Source organism: Brevibacterium ravenspurgense, assembly GCF_001584615.1.
GTDB lineage: Bacteria > Actinomycetota > Actinomycetes > Actinomycetales > Brevibacteriaceae > Brevibacterium > Brevibacterium ravenspurgense.
In genome coordinates, this window is the sequence record NZ_LQQC01000002.1 from 74,853 (window position 1) to 97,334 (window position 22,482).

Here is a 22,482-nt window from a genome sequence, read left to right on the forward strand (position 1 = left end):
TACGGACTAGTGTGGAACCATGCGCCTCACACCGGACAACCCACACGACGACTGGCTCTGGCTTGAAGACATCCACGGTGAAAAAGCACTGGAATGGGTGGAAAAGCAGAATGAACTCACACAGGCCGAATTCACAGACGCACGCACCGCAGCGCTCGCTGAACAGCTGCGCGAAGCCCTCGATGACGACGATCGCATCCCCTTTGTGACCAAGGCAGGCGACTGGCTCTACAACTTCTGGCAGGACGCCGACCACCCCCGCGGACTGTGGCGCCGCACCACATGGGAGTCCTACCTGGCAGGCCGTGACGACGCCTCGGCAACAGAATGGGACATTCTGCTGGATGTCGATGCGCTTGCGGCAGAAGAGAACATCGAGTGGGTGTTCCGAGGAGCACGTCTGCGCCGCAGCGACTACGCGCGGGCTCTCATTGCCCTCAGCCCCGACGGCGGCGACGCGGTTGCCCACCGCGAATTCGACCTTCCCACCAAGAGCTTCGCTGAAAACAGCTTCCACATACCAGCGGCAAAGGGCTCCGCCAGCTGGGTCGACGACAACACGCTGGTGCTCACAACCGACTTCGGTGCAGACTCCATGACCGAATCGTCCTATCCGGCCACAGCCCGCATCCTCAAGCGCGGCCAACGCCTGAGTGAGGCCCAGCAGATCGGTGAGGTCGACCGCAGCCACATCCTCGCTGGTGTTGGCGTTGATCACACACCCGGCTGGGAGCGCATGGTGTTCGTCGACGCCATTGACTTCTACCGTTCCCGCCTGTGGGTGCGCCCACTGGATGCCGGCAGCGACTACACCGCCGGATGGCAGCTGATCGACGTGCCAGATGACGTGGTCGTTGACATTGACCGCGACCTCCTTCTGCTGCGTCCCCGCACCGACTGGACGGGGACAGCCGCGGACGGCACAGAGTTCCATGTGCCTGCCGGAGCGCTCGCCGCAGTCAAACTCGACGACTTCCTAGCCGGAGCCGCCCCGCGGGTGATCTTCGAACCGACTGCTTCAACCTCCCTGCAGGGCTGGGCGGTCACACAGGACTACCTGGTGCTCTCACTCATGGAACACGTGCAGTCCACCCTGCGAGCACTCCGCCTGGACGACTTCAGCGAAGTTCCCGCTCCGGCAGCGCCAGCCAACCACGTCATCGGCATCGGTGCGGTCGACGCTGACGACCCAGCCATCGGCAACGACGTGTGGCTGACCATCAGCGGCTTCACAACACCCACAACACTGGCACGAGGTGAACTCGGCTCAACTGCCGAACCACAGGTTGTGCGCACCTCACCGGAACGGTTCGACGCCGAGAACCTCGAAGTCACCCAGCACTTCGCAACATCCGACGACGGCACCCGCATCCCGTACTTCCAAGTGGCACCACGTGACATGGCGCTCGACGGGAAGAACCCCGTATTCCTCGACGGCTACGGCGGCTTCGAAGTCTCCCGCACACCCGCCTACGCAGTCATCAGCGGCATCGCCTGGCTCAACCAGACAACTGACGGAACCGGTGCGATTCCCGCTGGTCGCAGCGGTGTGTACGTTCTTGCCAACATCCGCGGCGGCGGCGAATACGGGCCCGCCTGGCACGAAGCCGCCCGGCGCGAAAACAAACAGCGCTCCTACGAAGACTTTGCAGCAGTCGCACGCGACCTCAGTGACAGGGGAGTGGGCAGTGCCGACACAATCGGCGCCTCGGGAGGTTCCAACGGGGGCCTGCTGGTGGGCAACATGCTCACCCAGTTCCCGGAGCTCTTCGGCGCGATCAGCTGCGGAGTGCCGCTGCTGGACATGCTGCGCTACACCGAACTGTCCGCCGGAGCATCGTGGGCAGCCGAATATGGTGACCCCGCAACTGAGGACTGGAACTTCATCCAGCACTTCAGCCCCTATCACCTGCTGGATGCCGCACCGCGGGATGAATACCCGCCGGTGCTGTTCTGGACAGCAACCTCGGACGACCGCGTGGGGCCCGTGCAGGCACGCAAAATGGCCGCGAAAATGCAGGCCAAAGAAATCCCCGACGTGTGGTTCTTCGAAGACACACAGGGCGGACACTCGGCAGCATCCGACAACAAGCAGATCGCAGCTGTGCGCGCACTGACCTACCGGTTCATGTGGCGGGCACTGACAGGAGAGGACCGCAATGACTGAAGCAGATTCGACAGCAGAAGCACATACATTCCAAGCGCAGCGCAAAGTCCCCGGCGGAAAACTCGTCATCGTCGACGGCACAGTTGAGGACGGCCACGCCCGCGACGTTGTCATCTCAGGTGACTTCTTCCTCGAACCAGAAGAAGCCTTCGCCGCCCTGGGGCCGGCGCTGGAAGGCGTCAGCCTGCGTGACTCCAAAGCCGACATCGCCGCCAGGCTCGACGCAGCATTCGACACCGTGTACCGCGAACTCGTCGAAGCCGGCGAAGAACCGCTGCGGCCCGACCTGCAGGGCGTGACCACCGACGACATTGCGTGGGCACTCAAACGCGGAATGGCCGGAGCCACCGAGTTCTACGACCACGAATGGGAAATCATCCACGACAAGGTCCGCCCCACCCGTGAAAACGTGGCACTTGACGAAGTTCTGCTGCGCGAAGTCGCCGCCGGCCGCCGCGGACCCACAGTGCGGTTCTGGGAATGGGAAGACAAAGCGGCCGTCATCGGCTCGTTCCAGTCCTACCAAAACGAAATCGACGCCGCCGGTGCCAAACGTCACGGGGTCGAGGTGGTGCGCAGGATCTCCGGTGGGGGCGCCATGTTCATGGAAGGCGGGAACTGTGTCACGTTCTCGCTGTACGCACCCCTGTCACTGGTCGCCGGGCTCGACTACGAAGAGTCGTATAGATTCCTCGACCAGTGGGTGCTGAACGCCCTGTCCACCATGGGCGTCAACGCGTTCTATGAGCCCATCAACGACATCACATCCGACAAAGGCAAAATCGGCGGCGCCGCACAGAAGCGCCTGGCCGCAGGTGGGGGAGTCATCCTCCACCACGACACCATGAGCTACGACATCGACGCAGACAAGATGCTCGAAGTGCTGCGCGTGGGCAAAGCCAAAATCTCCGACAAGGGCATCCGCTCGTCTAAGAAGCGGGTCGATCCGCTGCGCAGCCAGACCGGCATGCTTCGCGAAGAGGTCATCGAAACGATGATCGCCACGTTTCGGAAGACCACCGGTGCGGAACTCGGCGAAGTCACCCCTGACGAAGTTGAGCGTGCGCGGACTCTGGTCGCCGAGAAATTCGGCACTGAAGAATGGACTCACAGGGTTCCGTAACCTTGCCGTCATATTGGGGTGACTCGTGCTTTACACGCGTGGGTCATGGTGTTGGCATGTCTGCACACACCCTCGACTGCGATCTTCAGAACCCCAGCGCTCGCCAGCGCGGCGCGGGTGCCATGTACCCGCCAGAACTTCTGGCCGATGCCGCATGGACCAACCCGTTCGCCTTCGCCGCTGTCGTCGATGACGCTGGTGTGCTCCTGGAGAGCGCCGAGGACTACCGCATTGCAGGCCGTTCCGACCGCAGCATTGGTGCCCGTGCCTTCAGCAAACTGCCCGTGCGCGCTCGCCTGATCGAACGCCAGAAGCGCGCGTTTGCGGACTTCGCGGCAGCAGAAGCCGGCCAGCCGGCACGCGTTGCCAGCAGCCAGGTGGTGCGCGGACAGCTCGAAGTGATTCTGGACTGCGGTGGTGCTCTCATGCGCGTGTGCTCCGTTGCAGCCGACGGTCAGCGTCCCGTGCAGGGCGCGCCCGCCACGGTGTGGGTCATCAATCCCGAACTGACGATCGTCAACATCCAGTCGCACTGAACTGCTCAGCTGAGCAGAAGCACACTCGGCAGTGTGCTGGGGGCTTTCGGCGGGCGTGCGCAGCGAGTGCACTGACCTCCTGTTGTCGCAGTCAGTGGCCTCGCCTAGGATCTGATCAGACAATCGACGTCAGACAGCAGACGCAGACAGAGGAGTGCCCGTGCGCCAGGTCGAACCCCGCGTAGAGCTCATTGCGCGCCCGAACATCGACTGGGAAGCCATGACCGGCTACCTCGAAGAGGTCGGCGGAACCGCATGGTCGGACCGTGTCCGTCCGCAGGAATCACCTGACGGTGAAGACCTGCTCGAGTTCTCCGGCCGCATGTGCTATCGATCCTGGGAGCCCGGCCTCAACCCGAACGTTTCGCGTGTGCGCACCGATTCCGCCCAGTACCTGGGCAATGTCATCGGGTCTCAGCACGGCTCGGTTCTCGAACACGCCAACTACACGTTCATCTTCCACAACGTGTCGCGCGTCTTCACCCACGAACTCATCCGCCACCGCGCCGGTGCCGCATACTCGCAGGAATCCCTGCGCTACGTACGCCTGGAAGACATCCCCTTCTGGTTCCCCGACTGGGCGCGCGAAGACGCCGAACTCATGGAGCGCAGCCTCGCCCTGCTCGACCAGCTGGAAGAGCACCAGCGGTGGATGGCCGAACACTTCGAGCTCGACGAAGAAGGCCAGAACTTCAGCCACAAGAAGCACATGACCAGCTTCATGCGCCGCTTCGCGCCCGAAGGCCTGGCCACCGGCATCGTATTCACCGCCAACCTGCGCACACTGCGCCACGTCATCGAAATGCGCACCGCGAAGGGCGCGGAAGAAGAAATCCGCTTGATCTTCGATAAGGTCGGACAGATCATACGCGAAGAAGCACCCGCGATTTTCGCTGACTACACCGTCGAAGACGGCGAATGGATTCCCGGCACGCGCAAAGCCTGAGTCAGTAAAGTCTGAACGAGCGAAAAGCCTGAGCAAGGAGGCTCCCATGGCGATTCTCTACAACGTCGAACTGTCGCCCGGCAAGCTCGAACTGATCGAAGAGTGGTTGCCGAAGCAGCCGTGGGCGAACGTTGAGCCCGGCACCAAGCTGAACCGTGTTTCGTCCTTCCGCTTTGACGACCCCGCCGGCGAGGTGGGAGTCGAGTTCCACCTCGTGAAAGCTGCGGATGGTGACGACACCGTCTACCAGGTGCCGCTGACCTACCGGGGCGCACCGCTGGCGGGAGCCGAAGAGCACCTCATTACCGAAATGGATCACCCCAAGCTCGGCCACCGCTGGGTCTATGACGGTGCCGCCGACCCCGTGTGCGTGCTCGAGACCCTAGGTGCGATCGTCACGGGAGGTCGCTCTGTCGACGAGTTCTGGCAGACAGACACCGGCCTTGAGAAGAACACGGACGTAGCGGAGGCCTGGGGCACCTCGGATCCCAACCTGACAATCGCCGACCTCCCGGAAGGCGAGGAAGCGGACCAGGTGCAGGTCAAGGTCGACACCGTCGGCGATCTCACGCTGGCAGTTTTCGGCGAGGTGAAGCTCGGCTTCCTCCGGGTTCTGTCGCCTGTCGCAGTCGATGCTCTCGGGGCTCCCACGGGGCAGCTGCAGGTTAAGGTCGGTGCGGAGGAGTACGTTTCCGCGCGCCTGCTGAAGTAAGCTGTTCAGTCTGCCGTTAGAATCACGAAATCGGCAGGAAAGGATTTCAGCGTGATCGACTGCAAAGTGTTCGCAGACAAAGCTGCGGCCAGTGTGTGGGCAGCCAGCCAGATCTGCGACATGATTCGCGATAACCCCACGGCCAATCTCGGAGTTGCAACAGGGTCGAGCCCCGCTGATGTCTACGCCGAAATCGCCCGGCAGGTGCACGCAGACAGCATTGACGTCACTCGCCTGCGTGCTTTCGCGCTTGACGAATACCTGGGCCTGGACACCACGCACCCGCAGAGCTACCACTACTTCATCGACGAACACGTCACCAAGCAGATTGGGCTCGCTCCCCAGAACGTGCGAGTGCCGTTTGCAGAGGGCCACTCGACGGGCGACGTCATTGACGACTACGACGCCGAAATCGCTGACGCCGGCGGCATCGACCTGCAGATCCTCGGCATCGGGTCCAACGGGCACATCGCCTTCAACGAGCCCGGAACACCTTTTGACTCCGTGACCCACGTCGAGCCTCTCACCCAGTCGACGCGAGCAGACAACAGGCGCTTCTTCGACCACACCGCCGAAGTTCCCATCCTGTCCGTCACCCAGGGCATTGGAACCATCATGAATGCCCGCCGGATCATCCTTCTGGCGTTCGGTGAAAACAAGGCCGAAGCTGTTCGCGACTCGGTTCGCGGACCTGTCACCGAGGACGTTCCCGCATCGGTTCTGCAGAACCACCCGAACGTCGTCTTCGCCCTTGACGAGGCCGCCGCAAGTCTTCTGTGAGGCATGTGCCAGGGTCTCGTCACACGGCTGACAACCGTTGACCGGCGCTGGTGAGTAATGTCACCGAAGCCGCTATGAGGGTGACTTCTTGGTGCGATCCCGTCTAGTGTGGTCCAAATACGCAAGCATCGATAAGGAGAAACATGCTCGCAATTATTCTGTGGATCCTCGCAGCCATCCTGGTCATTTCCGGCATCTTTGCACTGTTCCGCGGCCAGATGCTGTGGGGCATTGTGCTGATCGTTGTCGGCCTGCTGGTCGGCCCCGGTGGTGTCAGTATTTTCAATTGACTTACGGCGGTCGGTATAGCCGAGGGCTAGCCGAGATCGCGAAAGGCGCACAGCTTCTAGCTGCGCGCCTTTTCTGTTGCCTGCGCAATTCTGTTGGCCTGGGAGAAAAACGAGGCGGAGGGCCGGTTTTCGTCACCTGGCGAGCGGGGGCTGACCGGGAGGGGAGAGGCCTACGCTTGTTCCCACTCCTGGATTTCCAGGCCGTCGACGTAGCCTTCGGGGCGCTCTTCGAGCAGGTCGAAGCGGGCGGTGATCTTGTGTGGCAGACGGCCGTGCGGATCGACGATCGTGATGTCGTGGCCTTCGGCAGCCAATCGGCGCAGGGCTTCGGCCATGAGCTCCCCACCGACCGTGGGGATGGCGGACACAAAGCTGACGTCGAACACGATGTCGCTGTCGTCCTGTTCGATCTGCTCGAGGTGGCGCAGCACCATTTCTGTGGTCGAAAAGTCCAAGACGCCCTGAATTTCAATCAGAGTGTCGCCCTCAAGCGTGGTTGAACGCTGCGAAACAGCTTCGACCGTGGACGCCGGTGTTGCCATGATGTGCAGGTTGAGCTGTTCGCTCATCTTCTGGAACGCCTTCACTCCGCGCACCGAATGTCCGTAGGAATCGAGCCTGGGAGAAAAAGCGCTGATGCCGACCTGACCGGGAAGCGCGCCGACAAGTCCACCGCCGACACCGGACTTCGCGGGGATGCCGATGCCGGTCAGCCAGTCACCGGCGGCATCGTACATACCGCACGTGGTCATCACCGACAGCACTTGGCGAGCCACCCATTCGGGGATGACGCGCTCCTCCGTGACGGGGTTGATCCCGCCGGAGGCCAGCGTCATCGCCATAACTGAAAGGTCGTTCACGGTGACTTTTGCAGCGCACTGGCGGATGTAGCCGGCGAAGACATCGTGCGGGTCAGCATCGAAAATGCCGTTCGCGCGCACCAGGGAGGCCAGCGCCAGATTGCGCCAGCCCGTGTTGACTTCTGATTCGTAGACGGCCTCGTCGATTTCGAGTTCACGTCCGGCAAATTCGCACAGCCCCGAATAGATGCTCTCCCAGCCGACGGTTTCGCGCAGCACTCCGTGGGTGGCAATAGCGCCGATGTTGATCATGGGGTTGTCCGGCCGGCCCGTGCCCTCCTGCAGGGAGGCTTCGTTGTAGGGGTCACCGGACGGTTCAACGCCGACAGCGGCCATGACCGTGTCGTAGCCGCATTCGCGCAGCGCCAGTGCGTAGACGAAGGGCTTTGAGATCGACTGGATGGAGAACAGTGCATCACAGTCACCAGCGGAATACACGGTGCCGTCGGGAGTGCACAGCGATATGGCGAAGCGGTGCGGATCGACCGAGGCGAGTTCCGGAATGTAGTCCGCCAGGTTTCCCGAGTCTTCGTTCTTACAGCTTGCGTAGATGCGTTCGAGAAAGGAATTGACAGGACTTTTCATAGTGGTCTCAGTTCGACTGGTTGAGGATGAGCTGCTGTGTACGTTCTTCTGCGGCGGCGTGGGCGAATCATCGGCTGGTGCCGCTGACAGCACCTTGGGCGAGCTCTTCTGCCCGATCGATGGAATCGATGAGCGCGTGTCTGAGTCTATTGGCTTTTTCAGACAGACTCTTCTGGCGCTTCATGTATTCGGCTTTGCCCGCCGCGGTTTCAATGGCGACAACACCATAGCCCCACGGCCGAACGTCGTATGGGGAGGCCTCCATGTCGAGTGTGCGCAGCTGGGTCGCCAGGTCAAAAGCCTCAAGCACAATGCTGCCCTCCACCATCGGCTGCAGTTTCATTGCCCACTTGTAGAGGTCCATTCCGGCGTGCAGACAGCCCGGCTGTTCGTTGGCCCGCATCCCTTCCCGCGTGGGTTGGATGGTGTTGAGGCCGCGCGCATCGGGTGTGAAGAAACGGAACGCATCGAAGTGGGTGCACTGAATCCGGTGATTCTCAACAACCCGGTCGGTTTCCTCCTGGCTCAGGCGCAGGGGAACGTCTTCGTGTCGCTGCTGACCGGGTTTGAGTTTGTATACCATGGCCCATTCGTGCAGCCCGAAACAGCCGAGTGCCGCCTCGCGCCCCAGGGTGCTGCGCAGCAGGTCGCGGATGAACACCGCACCGCGACCGCGATCCTCCCACCACTGGGCCGCATCAACTCGCGCATGATCGGTCACGGTGTACCAACGGCGTGAAAAGTACCGTCGGTCATCTTCGGTTTCAATCGCCAGCGCGGTTCCCGGGGCGGGGTTCCACTGCGCGATTTTGGCCGGTTTGAACGGGTAGTAGGTGAACAGGAAGTCCTGCACGGGGTGCTTCTCACCCCGGGATCGCCGGGCCAGGTGGTCTGCGGTTCGGCTGGTGACCTCCTGCGCGTGAGCGTCTCTGAGCGCCCTCCACTCACGAGGTGCCAGGACCGTTTCCCGGTTCACTCCAGTCTCCTTGTGGTCTTCGCGGTTGCCACGTGATTCCACGGGTCTTCCGGCCACGGGTGCTTTCTGTACTTGCCGCGGTTTTCGGCACGCACATCAGAATAGGCGCCGTTCCAAAATGATTCGAGGTCGGCGGTGATCGCCAATGGTCGTGCGGCCGGCGACAACAGGTGCAGAAGAACGGAAACCCGGCCGTCCACGATCCGCGGACTGGTCTTCCAGCCGAAGCACTCTTGGAGCTTCACCGCCAGCACGGGAGGTTCGTCGCCGTCGGGGTACTGCACGCGGTGACGTGAACCGCTGGGCACTTGGATCCTTTCGGGAGCCAGCTCATCCAGACGAGCCGCTTCCGGCCACGGCAGCAGGCCGGTGAGTGCCCGTTCCATATCCGGTTTCCGTCCAGCCGCGACCGTGGGAATTTCACCGGCAAGCCAATCGAGGTTCGCCGCCAGCGCTTCGAAGCTGACATCCGGCCAGGGTTCGCCCAGTTCACGGTGCAGAAGAGCCATGCGCCTACGCAGCGACTCCGCCTGCTCGGTCAGCGGGAAGACCTCGGCGAGACCCCGAGCCTCGACAGCGTCCTCAACCGCGCGGCGCGTGGCCTCAGCGCTCGCCTGGACCGGGGTAGACGACAGCTCAATCGCTCCGAAGCGCCGCACCCTGCGCGCTCGTACGGTTGTGCCGTCAAACCGGGCAATATCGTCTTCGTCCAGAAGAGAATCTGCGGCCAGCTGGGCCTGTTCAAAGTCAATTGGGACCGCCGCACCAATGACGGCGCGGCTGCCAGCGCGGCTGATGTCCGCAATCGCCAGCCATTCGTGGCCGCGCAGCGCGCTGTCACGTGGAAGTTCACCTGCCGTTCCGCTGGCCAGCTTGTACGTCGTTGCGTCTACCGCACGAGCAATCCTCTCCGGGAAAGCCAGCGCGGTGACAAAAGCCAAACCCGCCTCATCAAGATTCGGCCCGGCCTCCGCATCGGCAAGGCTTGCGAAACGGCCAACCTCCCGGCGGAACGCGGCCTCCTCACGAACCGACAGGTACCGCTTCCACAGAGCACCGCCAGGGGAGCGGACATCTGAGGCCAGAACCGCAACCGCCTGCGCGGCGGCCGTCCCGCCGATGAAGTCCGCACCGTCAAACAGGGCGCGCGCCAGTCTGGGATCAGCCGGGACCGCGGCCAGCCGGCGGCCCAAGTCCGTGGGTTGGCCCGCCTCGAGCGCACCCAGTCCGGTCAGCACCGCCTCGGCTTGATCCAGAGCCGGCTCAGGAGGTGCAGTCGGCAGTGCGAGACCCTCACCTCGCGGAGAACCCCAGCAGGCCAGATCGAGGGCGGCCTGCGTGAGATCGGCCGTGGTGATCTCGGCTGGAGCGTGCGCGGGCCGTGCTGCGAAATCAGCCTCGGCCATACAGCGGACAACGGTTCCCGGGCCCTGGCGGGCCGCACGTCCAGCACGCTGCACCATGGAGTCCTTGGCCGCGCCGACCGTCACCAGGCCTGACATTCCGCGCACAGAATCCAAGCGGACCTGCCGGTCAAGACCCGCATCGATCACGGTGCGCACACCGGGCACCGTCAGAGAAGACTCCGCAACGTTCGTGGCAACAACAATCCGCTGCCGGTCACCGCCGCCGGAGGTGATCCTGCGCTGTTCACGTGCCGGAGTGCTGCCCGTCAGGGTGAGGACCTCCGCGTCGGTCAGCGACGCCAAAGCTGATGCCACCCGGGCGATCTCGCGCCTACCGGGGAGGAAAACGAGGATGTCGTGCTCCACCTCGTGAGCCTCATCAGCAGCAACACGGGCAACGTGATCAAGGAAGTCCCACTCGACCCCGCGCACCCCCAGGGCCTGCGGCCCGGGAGCCCAGCGCTGCTTAAGGTCAAACAGCTGAGCCGAGGCGCTCAGAACAGGTGCGGGAGCGTCCGGTTCGCCCAGAAGACCAGCCCACATCTGCGCATCCACCGTCGCTGACATGACCACGAGGCTCAGGTCATCGCGCAGATCAGCCAACTGGCGCAGCATGGCGAAGACAAGATCAGATTCGAGAGCGCGTTCGTGCACCTCATCCATGACAACGGCGTCGATGCCGGACAGTTCGGGGTCACTGAGCAGACGGCGCAGGAGAACGCCCGTCGTTGCGAACTCAACCCGATCACCCCGGCGATGTTCACCGCGCACCGCAAGACCCACGCGCTCGCCCGACAGATCCGCCAAACGGTCCGCCGCAGCGCGAGCCGCCACACGCCTGGGCTGCGTGACCACGACCCGGCCGGACACCAAGTTCGCCACCGCCGGCGGCACAACCGTCGTCTTGCCCGTGCCGGGAGGCGCCTCGACAACCGCGCGCAGCGGCCCAGAAGCACAGCTTTCCGCCAAGCGGGGGACAAGAGAAGCCGCCGGAAGTCCACGGCCAATGGCCTCGAGGTCGAAAACACTCACCCCAGTAGACTAAGGGGCATGCGCATTGTCAGATTTGTCCACAACGACGAACCCACCTACGGGGTGCTCGAAGGCGATGTCCCCGAACCCGCCGACGACGGCACCTTCGACACATCGGGCCTGGAAATCGCGGTCCTGTCAGGAGACCCCTTCTTCAGCCCAGCCGGATCCACCGGCGAACGCCTGCCCTACGCGGACGTGCGGCTGATCGCGCCCATCATCCCGCGCTCCAAAATCATCGCCGTCGGCCGCAACTACACCGACCACGCGCGGGAACTAGGCAACGAAGTTCCCGCCAGCCCGCAGTTCTTCTTCATCCCCAACACCGCGATCGTCGGACCGAATGAGCCCGTCCGCCTGCCCGCGGTATCCGAAGAAGTGTCCTACGAAGCCGAATTGGCCGTCATCATTTCGCGCGTGGCCAAACAGGTCCGCCGTGAAGACGCTTTGAAGCACGTGCTCGGCTACACCGTCGCCAACGACGTCACCCTGCGCGACCTGCAGAAAACCGACCTGCAGTGGGCCCGAGCCAAAGGATTCGACACCTCGACCCCGGTTGGCCCGTGGATCGAAACCGAACTTGACGCAGAAGACCTGCGAGTGCGCTCCTGGGTCGACGGCGAGCTGCGCCAAGACGGCACCACGGCAGACATGGTGTTCGACATTCCCGCACTCATCGAAGCCATCTCCGAGACCATCACCCTGCTGCCCGGCGACATCATCCTCACCGGCACCCCCGCCGGTGTCGGCAAAGTCGAAGCCGGTCAGCGCATGAACATTGCAGTCGAAGGGCTGGGACTGCTGTCCAACCCAGCCATGGACGCCTAAAACAAGAAAAGGAAAAACGTGAGCGTACGAGTTCGCTTCTGCCCTTCGCCTACCGGAACCCCGCACGTCGGGATGGTGCGCACAGCCCTGTTCAACTGGGCGTACGCACGCCACACCGGCGGCACATTCGTCTTCCGCATCGAAGACACCGACGCCGCCCGCGACTCCGAAGAGTCCTACCAGCAGATCATCGAAGCCATGAACTGGCTGGGCCTGGACTGGGACGAGGGCATCGACGTCGGCGGCCCCCACGGCCCCTACCGTCAGTCCCAGCGCGGCGAGATCTACCAGGACGTCATCCAGAAGCTCAAAGACGCCGGACACCTGTATGAATCCTTCTCCACGCCGGAGGAAACCGAAGAGCGCCACCGTGCCGCCGGCCGCGACCCCAAGCTGGGCTACGACGGCTACGACCGCGACCTGACAGAAGAGCAGAAGGCGGCCTACCGCGCTGAGGGACGCGAACCCGTTCTGCGTGTGCGCATGCCGGATGAGGACATCACGTTCACCGACGTGGTGCGCGGAGAAATCACCTTCAAAGCCGGCTCCGTTCCGGATTTCGTGGTGGTGCGCGCCAACGGCCAGCCGCTGTACACGCTCGTCAACCCCGTTGACGACGCGCTCATGGGCATCACCCACGTGCTGCGCGGAGAAGACCTGCTGTCCTCGACTCCCCGCCAGATTGTGCTGTACGAAGCACTCAAGGACATCGGTGTGGCTGAATTCACCCCCGAGTTCGGTCACCTTCCCTACGTCATGGGCGACGGCAACAAGAAGCTGTCGAAGCGCGACCCCGAATCGAACCTGTTCCACCACCGCGACAACGGGTTCATCCCCGAAGGGTTCATCAACTACCTGGCGCTGCTGGGCTGGTCGATTGCTGCCGACCGCGACGTCTTCACGGTCGAAGAAATGCTCGAAGCTTTCGACATCCACGACGTTCTGCCCAACCCGGCGCGCTTCGACGTCAAGAAGGCCACGGCCATCAACGCCGACCACATCCGCATGCTCGACGAAGACGAATTCGGCCGCAGGCTCCTGCCGTTCCTGCAGAACGCCGGATTGGTCGACGCTGAGCCGACTGAACGTCAGCTGGAGGTGCTGCGTCAGGCCGTGCCGCTCGTGCAGACCCGCATGAACCTGCTCAGCGAAGCCCCGGACCTCATGAGCTTCCTCTTTGTTGATGAAGATGGGTTCGAACTTCACGAAGACGGGCTGAAAACCCTGCGCGAAACCGCGCCGGAGGTTCTGCGCGCCTCGATCGAAGTGCTGGAGCCGCTGGACGACTTCACCACCGACACGCTGCAGACGGTTCTTAAGACAAAGCTCGTCGAGGAAATGGAAATCAAACCGCGCTTTGCCTTCGGCCCGCTGCGCACCGCACTGTCAGGCCGTCGTATTTCCCCGCCGCTGTTTGAATCCATGGAAATCCTCGGCAAGGACGTCACGCTGGGCCGCCTGCGCGGTCTGCTCGACCACCTGGAAGGCTGATTCACGGTGCTGAAATGCGAAGACCTGCGCGTTGAGGTTCCCCTCGACCACTTCGGGGACACTCCCGGGACGATCGAGGTCTACGCGAGGATTGTGGGCAATGCTGACAGCGGCAACAAGCCGTACCTGCTGTACCTGCAGGGCGGCCCCGGTGTTGAGGCCTTCCGTCCGACGGAGAACAGCCCCACGTGGCTGCCGGAGGCGCTGAAAACCCACCGCGTTGTCATGCTCGACCAGCGCGGCACCGGTCTGTCTTCGCCGATCGGCTGGGTGGACGGTCGCTTTGTCGGCACCGGGGGAGCTCAGGACCCCGAGGCGGTTGCTGAGCGCATGAGCTTCTATCGGGCTGATGCGATCGTTGAGGACGCTGAGGCTGTCCGTCGGGCACTCGGGGTTGAGAAGTGGGCGATCCTTGGGCAGTCGTTTGGCGGGTTTACGTCGCTGCGCTACCTGGCTGAGCATCCCGAATCTCTGCTGAGTGCGCGGATCACCGGGGGACTGGCACGTGTGCCGCAGCCCGGTGCTGATCCTGATCCGGCAATTGCGTACGCTCGCACGTGGCAGATCATGCGAGAGAAATCACAGAAATTCTTTTCGCAGTACCCCGGCGCGGCCGAGGCCATGAAGAAACTGCACGCTCGTGCAGTCACCGATGGCATCGCCCTGCCCGATGGCACGGTTGCCGCAGAGGCACACGTGCGTTCACTCGGCCTCCTGCTGGGAGCCAGCGGAGGCGACCAGAAGCTGCGCTTCCTGCTGGAACACGACGTCGATTCAGCCGCCCTGCGGCATGACCTGCAGGCCTCGCTGCCGTTCAGCGCGCGCAATCCGCTGTACGCGGCATTCCACGAAACCTGCTGGGCATCGGGTGCTAAGACCGATTGGGCTGCGCTGCGCGCACGCTCGGCTGAAGCTGCCGATGATCCGCTGTGGCTTTCGGGCGAACACGTTGACCCCGAGCTTTTCCGCACCGGTCCGCTGGCCGTGTGGGACGACGTCGCACAGGCGCTCGCTGAGCGGGACTGGCCTGTCATGTGGGACGTTGAGAAGCTGCGCAAGGCTGATGTTCCCACGGCGGCTGCCGTCTACACACACGATGCGTTTGTTCCCCGCGACATGTCTCGTGAAACAGCCGGGCTGCTTCCCAAGTGTGAAGTGTGGGAGACCGATGCGTATGAGCACAACGGGCTTGCGGCTTCCGACGGCGAGGTTCTGCGCCAGCTGAACGGGCTTCTGGAGGGCTTGAACGCGGCGGGCTGAGTGGCTGTTTGAGCGCAGTTTTGCATTCCCGCTCGGTGATGATGTAGAGTCTACTTCTGTTGCCGAGCGGGAAATCCCGCCAGCTCATTGGGGTATGGTGTAATTGGCAGCACGAGTGATTCTGGTTCACTTAGTCTAGGTTCGAGTCCTGGTACCCCAGCCAAATTCTTACGAACTCAATAGTCTTGCCCCCGTCGTCTAGTGGTCCAGGACACCGCCCTCTCAAGGCGGAAACGGCAGTTCGAACCTGCTCGGGGGTGCAAAACGCGAAAGCCTCAGCCAATCGGCTGAGGCTTTCGCGTTTCTGTATGCGCTTACGCCAGCGGGGAACTTTGCTGCAAAAACGCCCCTTAGCCGGGATCCACGCTTTAGCCGCTAAAACACCCGTTTGCCGGGTTCCACCTCTTAGCCGCGAATCCACCCCTTAGCCGCACAAAAACTCCCGTTAGCCGGGTTTTGTTGGCTTAGCAGTTGTTGCTAAGACGCAGATCCCGGCTAACGGGAGTGTGCAGGTTGTGGGATGGTTCTGCTGTTGGGACGGGCGAGGTGGAAGCCAGCACCCTGTCGGGGTGAGGGGGCAGGGATGGGCGGCAGCGCCACCTCGCGCCCGCGAAGCTCAGGCCCGGGTGAGGGCTTCTGTCAGAGCGCGTCCAGCCTCAACAACCGACTGCGCGTGCAGGCGGCCGGGCTGGCGGGTTAGACGGTCAACAGGACCGGAAATCGACACCGCGGCAACAACCCGGTTCGACGGCCCGCGGACGGGCGCGGAAACGGAGGCGACACCTCGTTCGCGTTCGGCAATCGACTGTGCCCAGCCGCGGCGGCGAACACCGGAAAGCATCGTGGCCGAAAAGCGCGCCCCGCGCAGACCCGTGTGCAGGCGGTCCGGCTCTTCCCACGCAAGCAGCACCTGAGCGGCAGAGCCGGCACGCATCGACAGGGTTGCGCCAACCGGAACCGAGTCGCGCAGACCAACAGGGCGTTCAACAGCTGCAACGCACAGTCGCAGATCACCCTGGCGGCGGAAAAGCTGAGCCGATTCACCCGTGCGGTCGCGCAGTTGGGCGAGGATCGGCCCGGCCGCGGCCAGCAGGCGGTCTTCGCCGGCAGCGGAAGAAAGCTCAGACAGGCGAGGGCCCAAAATAAAACGTCCCTGCAGGTCGCGGCCCACAAAACGGTGGTATTCGAGGGCGACCGCCAGACGGTGCGCGGTGGGGCGGGCCAGGCCGGTCAGTGCAACAAGTTCTGCAAGTGAGGCGGGCCCGGCTTCGAGTGCGGCAAGAACAGCCGATGCCTTGTCGATGACACCGACGCCGCTTCCGGTTTGACTGCTCATGCCACTATTGAACCGTCTCAAGATTCAAGATGCAAGTCCGACCTTTGGACAATAGTTCGTACAGTGAAACTCACATCAGGTGAAGCCGATGCGAAAGGACGTGCACTGTGGGCAGGACGCTTGCAGAAAAGGTATGGGATGACCATACGGTCAAGGCCGGAGAAGGTGGGGACCCCGATCTCATCTATATCGACCTCCACCTTGTTCACGAGGTGACCTCGCCGCAGGCTTTTGAGGGTCTTCGTCTTGCTGGCCGCCCCGTGCGCCGTCCTGACCTCACAATCGCGACGGAGGACCACAACACTCCAACGCTCGACATCTTCAAGCCGATCGCCGACCCCACCAGCCGCACGCAGATCGAAACGCTGCGCAAGAACGCTGAGGAGTTCGGCATCCGCCTGCACTCCCTGGGCGATGCAGAACAGGGCATCGTCCACGTTGTCGGCCCGCAGCTGGGGCTGACGCAGCCGGGCATGACGGTTGTCTGCGGTGACTCGCACACCTCGACCCACGGAGCCTTCGGGTCGATCGCAATGGGGATCGGCACCTCGGAAGTGGAGCACGTCCTGGCCACCCAGACGCTCCCGCTCAAGCCGTTCAAGACCATGTCGATCACCGTCAACGGCGAACTGCCGGAAGGATCCAGCGCCAAAGACATCATCCTGGCGATCATCGCGAAGATCGGCACCGGCGGGGGACAGGGCTACATCCTCGAGTATCGCGGCGAAGCCATCGAAAAGCTGTCGATGGAAGCCCGTATGACCATCTGCAACATGTCGATTGAAGCTGGTGCGCGCGCCGGTATGGTCGCGCCAGACCAGACGACTTTCGATTACATCAAGGGCCGCCCGCATGCCCCGCAGGGCAAAGACTGGGACGACGCCGTCGAATACTGGAAGACCCTGCGCACCGACGATGACGCCGTTTTTGACGCCGAGGTCGTCCTCGAAGCCGAAGACATCGAACCGTTCGTCACATGGGGCACCAACCCCGGCCAGGGCCTGCCGCTGTCGGCAAATGTCCCGAACCCGGCCGACATCGCCGACGAAACCGAACGCTTCGCCGCCGAAAGCGCCATCGAATACATGGGCCTGACCCCCGGCACGCCGCTGCGCGACATCCGGGTGGACACGGTGTTCCTCGGTTCGTGCACGAACTCCCGGATCGAAGACCTACGAGGTGCCGCCGACATCATCCGGGGCCGCAGCAAAGATCCGAACGTCAGGATGCTCGTGGTGCCCGGTTCCGCTCGGGTCCGCCTGCAGGCGGAACAGGAGGGGCTGGACAAGGTGTTCACAGACTTCGGTGCAGAGTGGCGCTTTGCCGGCTGCTCGATGTGCCTGGGCATGAACCCCGACCAGCTGGCCGAGGGCGAACGCTGCGCATCGACCTCGAACCGCAACTTCGAAGGACGTCAGGGCAAGGGCGGACGCACCCACCTGGTGAGCCCGCTCGTGGCTGCCGCAACGGCCGTGCGCGGAACACTGTCAAGCCCGGCGGATCTGGACTGAGGGAGGAAAGCTGTGGAGAAGATCACCAAGCACACCGGGATCGGCGTACCGCTGCGCCGTTCGAACGTCGACACCGACCAGATCATTCCGGCGGTCTACCTCAAGCGGGTGACCAAGACCGGCTTCGACGACGCGCTTTTTGCCCACTGGCGCAAAGACCCCGACTTCATCCTCAACCGCGATCCGTTCACGCGCGGTTCCGTGCTCATCGCAGGCCCGGACTTCGGTACGGGGTCGAGCCGCGAACACGCAGCGTGGGCGCTCAAGGACTACGGCTTCAAAGCCGTTCTCTCCAGCCGCTTTGCCGACATCTTCCGGTCCAACGCGGGTAAGAACGGCCTCGTTGCAGCACAGCTCGAACAGTCTGACATCGAACTGCTGTGGAAGGTCATCGACAACAACCCCAACACGGAAGTCACCGTCGACCTCGAAACGCGGACCGTGTCCGCCGATACCGTCACGGTGCCGTTCCAGATTGACGACTTCACTCGCTGGCGGCTGATGGAAGGCCTCGACGACATCAGCCTCACCCTGCGCGACTCCGACGCGATCGACGCCTTTGAAGCGAAGCGGCCCAGCTACAAGCCGCACACCCTGCCGGCCCGCACGGAGGACTGAACGAGGCGGAGGCTGGAAAGAAGACTGAGCGGCAGCCCGGTGGCGCTCGGCAGGAGGGTGGCCGCAGCAGAGTGCGAGGCCCAGGACCAGCACACATGCAGGTCTTGGGCCTCAGCCGTTCGAGCTAGCATAGAAGCCGGCTTATACGCTTCAGGCACAGGAGGAACATGCTCGAGGTCAACGGAGGCAATCCGCTCACAGGCACCGTTCGCGTCAGAGGTGCAAAGAACCTTGTGCCCAAGGCGATGGTTGCCAGCCTGCTGGCAGAAACACCTTCGACGCTGCGCGGTGTTCCCTGCATCAGCGACGTCGACATTGTCACCGGACTTCTCGAGCTCCACGGGGTCAGCGTCACCCAGCACCCCGACGGTGACCGGCCCGACGGCGAACTGCGCATGGACCCCACCCGCGTTGAGCAGGGAGCGATCGCGGACATTGACGCTCACGCCGGCTCATCGCGCATTCCGATCCTCTTCTGCGGACCACTGCTGCACCGTCTGGGACGAGCATTCATCCCCGACCTCGGCGGGTGCCGCATCGGCGACCGCCCCATTGACTTCCACCTCGACGTCCTGCGCTCCTTCGGTGCGCAGATCGAAAAAACGGCCGGCGGCATCAGCCTCACCGCCCCCACTCGGCTGACGGGAACCAAAGTAGAACTGCCCTTCCCGTCGGTCGGTGCGACCGAACAGGTGCTGCTCACCGCCGTGCGCGCTCAGGGTCTGACCGAGCTCAAGAACGCCGCTGTCGAACCTGAAATCCTCGACTTGGTGGCAATCCTGCAGAAAATGGGCGCCATCATCTCGGTTGACACCGACCGGGTCATCCGGATTGAGGGTGTTGACTCGCTGAACGGCTACACCCATCGGGCACTTCCGGACAGGATCGAAGCGGCATCGTGGGCATCCGCAGCACTGGCAACCGGCGGCGACATCTTTGTTGAAGGGGCCGACCAGCCAAGCATGCTGACGTTCCTCAACACGTTCCGCAAAGCCGGCGGGCAGTTCACGGTGAAGGAAAACGGCATCCGGTTCACCCACCCCGGTGGCCGCCTGCAGTCGTTGGCCCTGGAGACTGCCGTCCACCCCGGTTTCATGACCGACTGGCAGCAGCCGTTTGTCGTGGCGCTGACGCAGGCAACCGGACTGTCGATCCTGCACGAAACCGTGTACGAAAACCGCCTGGGCTTTACGAACGCACTCGTCAAAATGGGGGCCCAGATCCAGCTGTACCGCGAATGCCTGGGCGGCACCCCCTGCCGTTTTGGGCAGCGCAACTTCCGCCACTCCGCCGTGATCTCCGGGCCGACACCGCTGAAGAGCGCCAACATCGACGTGCCCGATCTGCGCGGCGGGTTCTCGCACGTCATCGCAGCCCTGGCCGCCGAAGGGCGCTCCGAGGTGTCCGGCATCGAAATCATCAATCGCGGCTATGAAGACTTCATCGCCAAACTCGACGGCCTCGGCGCACAGGTGAGCCTGACATGAGCACAGATAAGAACAGGGGAGCGGGCAGCGAGGTGAACGGCGAGGAGCGCCGTGAAATGAGCGGCAGCCAGGCGAGCCGCGAGACCAAGGCGAACGGCACAGACGAAAAGAACAGGCACCTCGGCTTCGAGGTTGCCTACGACCTGAAGTCGACCGGCCAGCAGCTCCGGCGTGCGTCTTTCCTCGCTCCGTTTGTGCGCGGCGGTCTGCGGCCGCTGGGCAGGATCGCGGTCCGAGGTGCCGAGAACATCCCGCAGGACGGCCCGCTGATCGTGGCCTCCTACCATCAGTCGAACCTCGACCCGCTGGTCGTGGGAATTTCGATCTACAACCAGGGGCGGCTGCCGCGGTTCATGGCCAAGCACACCCTGTTCACGTTCCCGGTTGGGCTGGTGACACGACCCCTGGGCCAGATTCCGGTAGTGCGCGGTTCGCGCGAGGCGGGGGACTCCCTGGCCTACGCAAAAGCTGCCCTCGCCGCAGGGCAGACAGTCACGATCTACCCCGAAGGCACCCACACGAAAGACCCCGACATGTGGCCGGGGCCCGCAAAATCCGGCACCGCCAGGCTTGCGCTGCAGACGGGAACACCGATCATCACTGTCGCCCACTGGGGCGTGCAGAACGCGCTGCCGGGCAAATCGCTGCGCCCGCGCCTTGGACCCCGCCGAGTGATGACCGTAGACTTCTCCGAGCCGATCGTCACCGAAGGCGTGCCTGAAACCAAGGAGAACGTCGCATCGCTGACCGAGCACATCACCGCTCGCATCGCATCCCAGCTTGCCGACCTGCGCGGTGTACCGCTGCCCGATCGGTTCCGCAATGCACTTGAATGGAGGAAAGCGTGACGACAGCCGTCATGGGCGCTGGATCGTGGGGAACAACCTATGCCGGTGTGATCGCCGATGCAGGATTCCCCGTGACCGTCTGGGCACGTTCGGAAGAAGCCGCCCGCGAACTGCGGGAAGAGCACACGAACTCCAAGTACCTGCCCGGCATCCGCTTCAACGACAGGATCACCGCAACCAGCGACCCCGTTGAAGCTCTGCGCGATGCAGAGGTTGTTGTGCTCGCGGTGCCCGCGCAGTCGCTGCGGGACAACCTCCAGCAGTGGAAGGACCATATTCGTTCCGACGCGATCATCGTCAGCCTCATGAAGGGCATCGAACTGGACACGGGCCTGCGCATGAGCGAAGTCATTGCCGAAGTCACCGGCTTTGACGACAAGCAGATCGCCGTTGTGTCCGGCCCCAACCTGGCACGTGAAATCGCCGAACACCAGCCGACCGCAACGGTTGTTGCGTGCACGTGCCCTGAAAACGCCGAAGAGATCGCCCGCCGCAGCGCCAATTCCTACTTCCGCCCGTACACAAACTCCGATGTTGTGGGCGTTGAACTCGGCGGTGCTGTGAAGAACGTCATCGCGCTTGCCGTCGGCATCGCCGATGGTCAGGGACTCGGTGACAATTCGAAAGCCTCGATCATCACCCGCGGTCTGGCGGAGATCACTCGCCTGGCACTGGTCATGGGCGCCCAGGCGCACACGATGGCGGGCCTTGCCGGCATGGGCGACCTCGTGGCCACGTGTGCCTCACCGCTGTCGCGCAACCGCTCCTTCGGCCGTCTGATGGGCGAAGGCCTAAGCGTTGACGAAGCCGCCGCAAAGACGAAGCAGACCGCCGAGGGTGTGAAATCCGCACCGGCCGTTCTGGGCCTCGGTGCAGCACACGACGTCGACCTGCCCATCACCCAGGCCGTATCTGCCGTCATCGACGGACGCCTGCACGTCGACGACGTCGCCGGTCTGCTGCTGGCCCGCAAACGCAAGGACGAATCGCAGAGCAGCTGAGGGGCTGTTGCTGGGCGGCTTGCGAGGTGCCGGGCGGCTGGTGAGCCGGCTGCTGTCGCCGGCTGGCGAGGTGCCGGGCGGCTGGCGGGTTGTCAGGCGAGTGAGCATCCAGGCGGGTAGGCTGGATCACGCAAGCCCAACAGAGGAGGAACAGTGTCGAACTCACCTTTTGCCAGGCTCAATGACGTACCGCGCTTCGAACTGACCAGCACCGATGTGGCTGAAGGTCAGCGCCTTCCGCAGGCTCAGGCCTCCGGGCTCATGGGTGTTGACGGCGGCGAAGACATTTCGCCGCAGCTTTCCTGGAGCGGTTTCCCTGAAGAAACCAAGGCCTTTGCCGTCACCTGCTACGACCCGGACGCGCCGACCGGCTCCGGCTTCTGGCACTGGACTGTTGCCGACATTCCCGGCACCGTCACCTCGCTGCCGGCCGATGCTGGTAATCCCGAGGCGGGGCTCCTGCCCGAAGGTGCTGTCACGGTTCGCAATGACGCCGGTGACCGCCGCTTCGTTGGCGCGGCACCGCCGGAAGGCCACGGAGCGCACCGCTACTTCTTCATCGTGCACGCTCTGTCGGAACCGCTGGGCATTGACGAAAACGCAACACCGGCATTCGTCGGCTTCAACATCTTCTTCAAGTCGATCGGGCGTGCCTGGATCGAAACGAACTACGAACTCTGAGAAACCCT

Annotated in this window: 20 protein-coding genes and 2 tRNA genes; 18 read left to right on the plus strand and 4 right to left on the minus strand. The window is 63.3% G+C overall.

Going from position 1 to position 22,482, the window contains the following annotated elements; genetic code table 11:
* Positions 1–19 precede the first annotated feature (19 nt).
* The 7 genes from Bravens_RS00630 to Bravens_RS10585 all read left to right on the plus strand — a co-directional run bounded on the left by Bravens_RS00630 (position 20) and on the right by Bravens_RS10585 (position 6,554).
* A complete protein-coding gene (locus Bravens_RS00630; RefSeq protein ID WP_062019417.1) occupies positions 20–2,167 on the plus strand; it encodes a prolyl oligopeptidase family serine peptidase in 2,148 nt (715 codons plus the stop codon).
* The gene (locus tag Bravens_RS00635) at positions 2,160–3,290 is read left to right on the plus strand and encodes a lipoate--protein ligase family protein (RefSeq protein ID WP_062019419.1); all 1,131 of its coding nucleotides are present in this window, start codon (positions 2,160–2,162) and stop codon (positions 3,288–3,290) included. Before Bravens_RS00630 ends, Bravens_RS00635 begins: the two co-directional genes overlap by 8 nt.
* A 56-nt stretch (positions 3,291–3,346) precedes the next feature.
* Positions 3,347–3,826, plus strand: coding sequence for a hypothetical protein (locus tag Bravens_RS00640; RefSeq protein ID WP_062019422.1), 480 nt, complete (start codon positions 3,347–3,349; stop codon positions 3,824–3,826).
* 160 nt (positions 3,827–3,986) lie between these two features.
* A complete protein-coding gene (thyX, locus tag Bravens_RS00645) occupies positions 3,987–4,772 on the plus strand; it encodes an FAD-dependent thymidylate synthase (RefSeq protein ID WP_062019424.1) in 786 nt (261 codons plus the stop codon).
* 46 nt (positions 4,773–4,818) lie between these two features.
* Complete coding sequence (locus Bravens_RS00650) at positions 4,819–5,484, plus strand: maltokinase N-terminal cap-like domain-containing protein (protein ID WP_062019426.1); 666 nt, start codon at positions 4,819–4,821, stop codon at positions 5,482–5,484.
* A 51-nt stretch (positions 5,485–5,535) separates the two neighbouring features.
* Positions 5,536–6,264 (plus strand): glucosamine-6-phosphate deaminase, encoded by a 729-nt coding sequence (locus Bravens_RS00655; protein WP_062019428.1) that lies wholly within the window; start codon positions 5,536–5,538, stop codon positions 6,262–6,264.
* A gap of 143 nt (positions 6,265–6,407) precedes the next feature.
* Positions 6,408–6,554, plus strand: a complete 147-nt coding sequence (locus Bravens_RS10585; RefSeq protein ID WP_167346378.1) for a GPGG-motif small membrane protein — start codon at positions 6,408–6,410, stop codon at positions 6,552–6,554.
* A gap of 170 nt (positions 6,555–6,724) precedes the next feature.
* Here Bravens_RS10585 and glsA read toward each other — a convergent pair whose 3' ends face one another.
* The 3 genes from glsA to hrpB all read right to left on the minus strand — a co-directional run bounded on the left by glsA (position 6,725) and on the right by hrpB (position 11,413).
* On the minus strand, positions 6,725–7,999 hold the full coding sequence (gene glsA / locus Bravens_RS00660; protein ID WP_062019429.1) for a glutaminase A: 1,275 nt from the start codon (positions 7,997–7,999) through the stop codon (positions 6,725–6,727).
* A 67-nt stretch (positions 8,000–8,066) separates the two neighbouring features.
* On the minus strand, positions 8,067–8,975 hold the full coding sequence (locus tag Bravens_RS00665; protein WP_062019432.1) for a hypothetical protein: 909 nt from the start codon (positions 8,973–8,975) through the stop codon (positions 8,067–8,069).
* Positions 8,972–11,413 (minus strand): ATP-dependent helicase HrpB, encoded by a 2,442-nt coding sequence (gene hrpB / locus Bravens_RS00670; RefSeq protein ID WP_062019434.1) that lies wholly within the window; start codon positions 11,411–11,413, stop codon positions 8,972–8,974. Before hrpB ends, Bravens_RS00665 begins: the two co-directional genes overlap by 4 nt.
* Positions 11,414–11,431: 18 nt before the next feature.
* On the opposite strand from hrpB, the gene Bravens_RS00675 reads away from it, so the two are divergent.
* The 5 genes from Bravens_RS00675 to Bravens_RS00695 all read left to right on the plus strand — a co-directional run bounded on the left by Bravens_RS00675 (position 11,432) and on the right by Bravens_RS00695 (position 15,252).
* Complete coding sequence (locus tag Bravens_RS00675; protein ID WP_062019436.1) at positions 11,432–12,241, plus strand: fumarylacetoacetate hydrolase family protein; 810 nt, start codon at positions 11,432–11,434, stop codon at positions 12,239–12,241.
* Positions 12,242–12,259: 18 nt separating this feature from the next.
* Complete coding sequence (gene gltX / locus Bravens_RS00680; RefSeq protein WP_062019438.1) at positions 12,260–13,732, plus strand: glutamate--tRNA ligase; 1,473 nt, start codon at positions 12,260–12,262, stop codon at positions 13,730–13,732.
* A 6-nt stretch (positions 13,733–13,738) separates the two neighbouring features.
* Positions 13,739–14,992 carry an alpha/beta fold hydrolase gene (locus Bravens_RS00685; protein WP_062019440.1) on the plus strand — a complete coding sequence of 418 codons (1,254 nt, stop codon included), beginning with the start codon at positions 13,739–13,741 and terminating at the stop codon, positions 14,990–14,992.
* An 88-nt stretch (positions 14,993–15,080) separates the two neighbouring features.
* Positions 15,081–15,155, plus strand: a tRNA-Gln gene (locus Bravens_RS00690).
* A gap of 24 nt (positions 15,156–15,179) precedes the next feature.
* Positions 15,180–15,252, plus strand: a tRNA-Glu gene (locus Bravens_RS00695).
* 356 nt (positions 15,253–15,608) lie between these two features.
* Here Bravens_RS00695 and Bravens_RS00700 read toward each other — a convergent pair.
* Positions 15,609–16,328, minus strand: a complete 720-nt coding sequence (locus Bravens_RS00700) for an IclR family transcriptional regulator (RefSeq protein WP_019174793.1) — start codon at positions 16,326–16,328, stop codon at positions 15,609–15,611.
* Between the two features lie 107 nt (positions 16,329–16,435).
* Between Bravens_RS00700 and leuC the strand changes: the two genes are divergently transcribed.
* The 6 genes from leuC (at position 16,436) to Bravens_RS00730 (ending at position 22,474) form a co-directional block, all read left to right on the plus strand.
* Positions 16,436–17,839, plus strand: a complete 1,404-nt coding sequence (leuC, locus tag Bravens_RS00705) for a 3-isopropylmalate dehydratase large subunit (RefSeq protein WP_019174794.1) — start codon at positions 16,436–16,438, stop codon at positions 17,837–17,839.
* 12 nt (positions 17,840–17,851) lie between these two features.
* Entirely contained in the window at positions 17,852–18,457 is a 606-nt protein-coding gene (gene leuD / locus Bravens_RS00710) for a 3-isopropylmalate dehydratase small subunit (RefSeq protein ID WP_062019442.1), read from the plus strand.
* Between the two features lie 167 nt (positions 18,458–18,624).
* On the plus strand, positions 18,625–19,944 hold the full coding sequence (gene murA, locus Bravens_RS00715; RefSeq protein ID WP_062019444.1) for a UDP-N-acetylglucosamine 1-carboxyvinyltransferase: 1,320 nt from the start codon (positions 18,625–18,627) through the stop codon (positions 19,942–19,944).
* Complete coding sequence (locus Bravens_RS00720; protein WP_082790945.1) at positions 19,941–20,792, plus strand: lysophospholipid acyltransferase family protein; 852 nt, start codon at positions 19,941–19,943, stop codon at positions 20,790–20,792. The genes murA and Bravens_RS00720 overlap by 4 nt, the downstream gene beginning before the upstream one ends.
* The gene (locus Bravens_RS00725; RefSeq protein ID WP_082790946.1) at positions 20,789–21,793 is read left to right on the plus strand and encodes an NAD(P)H-dependent glycerol-3-phosphate dehydrogenase; all 1,005 of its coding nucleotides are present in this window, start codon (positions 20,789–20,791) and stop codon (positions 21,791–21,793) included. The genes Bravens_RS00720 and Bravens_RS00725 overlap by 4 nt, the downstream gene beginning before the upstream one ends.
* 153 nt (positions 21,794–21,946) lie before the next feature.
* Positions 21,947–22,474: a YbhB/YbcL family Raf kinase inhibitor-like protein gene (locus Bravens_RS00730; protein ID WP_062019450.1), complete on the plus strand. Its 528-nt coding sequence runs from the start codon at positions 21,947–21,949 to the stop codon at positions 22,472–22,474.
* Positions 22,475–22,482 lie beyond the last annotated feature (8 nt).

Bases quoted from the DNA above. Each gene is read 5' to 3' on its own strand.
- Bravens_RS00630 (WP_062019417.1), top strand. From the start codon at position 20: ATGCGCCTCACACCGGACAACCCACACGACGACTGGCTCTGGCTTGAA.
- Bravens_RS00635 (WP_062019419.1), top strand. From the start codon at position 2,160: ATGACTGAAGCAGATTCGACAGCAGAAGCACATACATTCCAAGCGCAG.
- Bravens_RS00640 (WP_062019422.1), top strand. From the start codon at position 3,347: ATGTCTGCACACACCCTCGACTGCGATCTTCAGAACCCCAGCGCTCGC.
- Bravens_RS00650 (WP_062019426.1), top strand. From the start codon at position 4,819: ATGGCGATTCTCTACAACGTCGAACTGTCGCCCGGCAAGCTCGAACTG.
- Bravens_RS10585 (WP_167346378.1), top strand. From the start codon at position 6,408: ATGCTCGCAATTATTCTGTGGATCCTCGCAGCCATCCTGGTCATTTCC.
- glsA (WP_062019429.1), bottom strand. From the start codon at position 7,999: ATGAAAAGTCCTGTCAATTCCTTTCTCGAACGCATCTACGCAAGCTGT.
- Bravens_RS00675 (WP_062019436.1), top strand. From the start codon at position 11,432: ATGCGCATTGTCAGATTTGTCCACAACGACGAACCCACCTACGGGGTG.
- Bravens_RS00700 (WP_019174793.1), bottom strand. From the start codon at position 16,328: ATGAGCAGTCAAACCGGAAGCGGCGTCGGTGTCATCGACAAGGCATCG.
- murA (WP_062019444.1), top strand. From the start codon at position 18,625: ATGCTCGAGGTCAACGGAGGCAATCCGCTCACAGGCACCGTTCGCGTC.
- Bravens_RS00720 (WP_082790945.1), top strand. From the start codon at position 19,941: ATGAGCACAGATAAGAACAGGGGAGCGGGCAGCGAGGTGAACGGCGAG.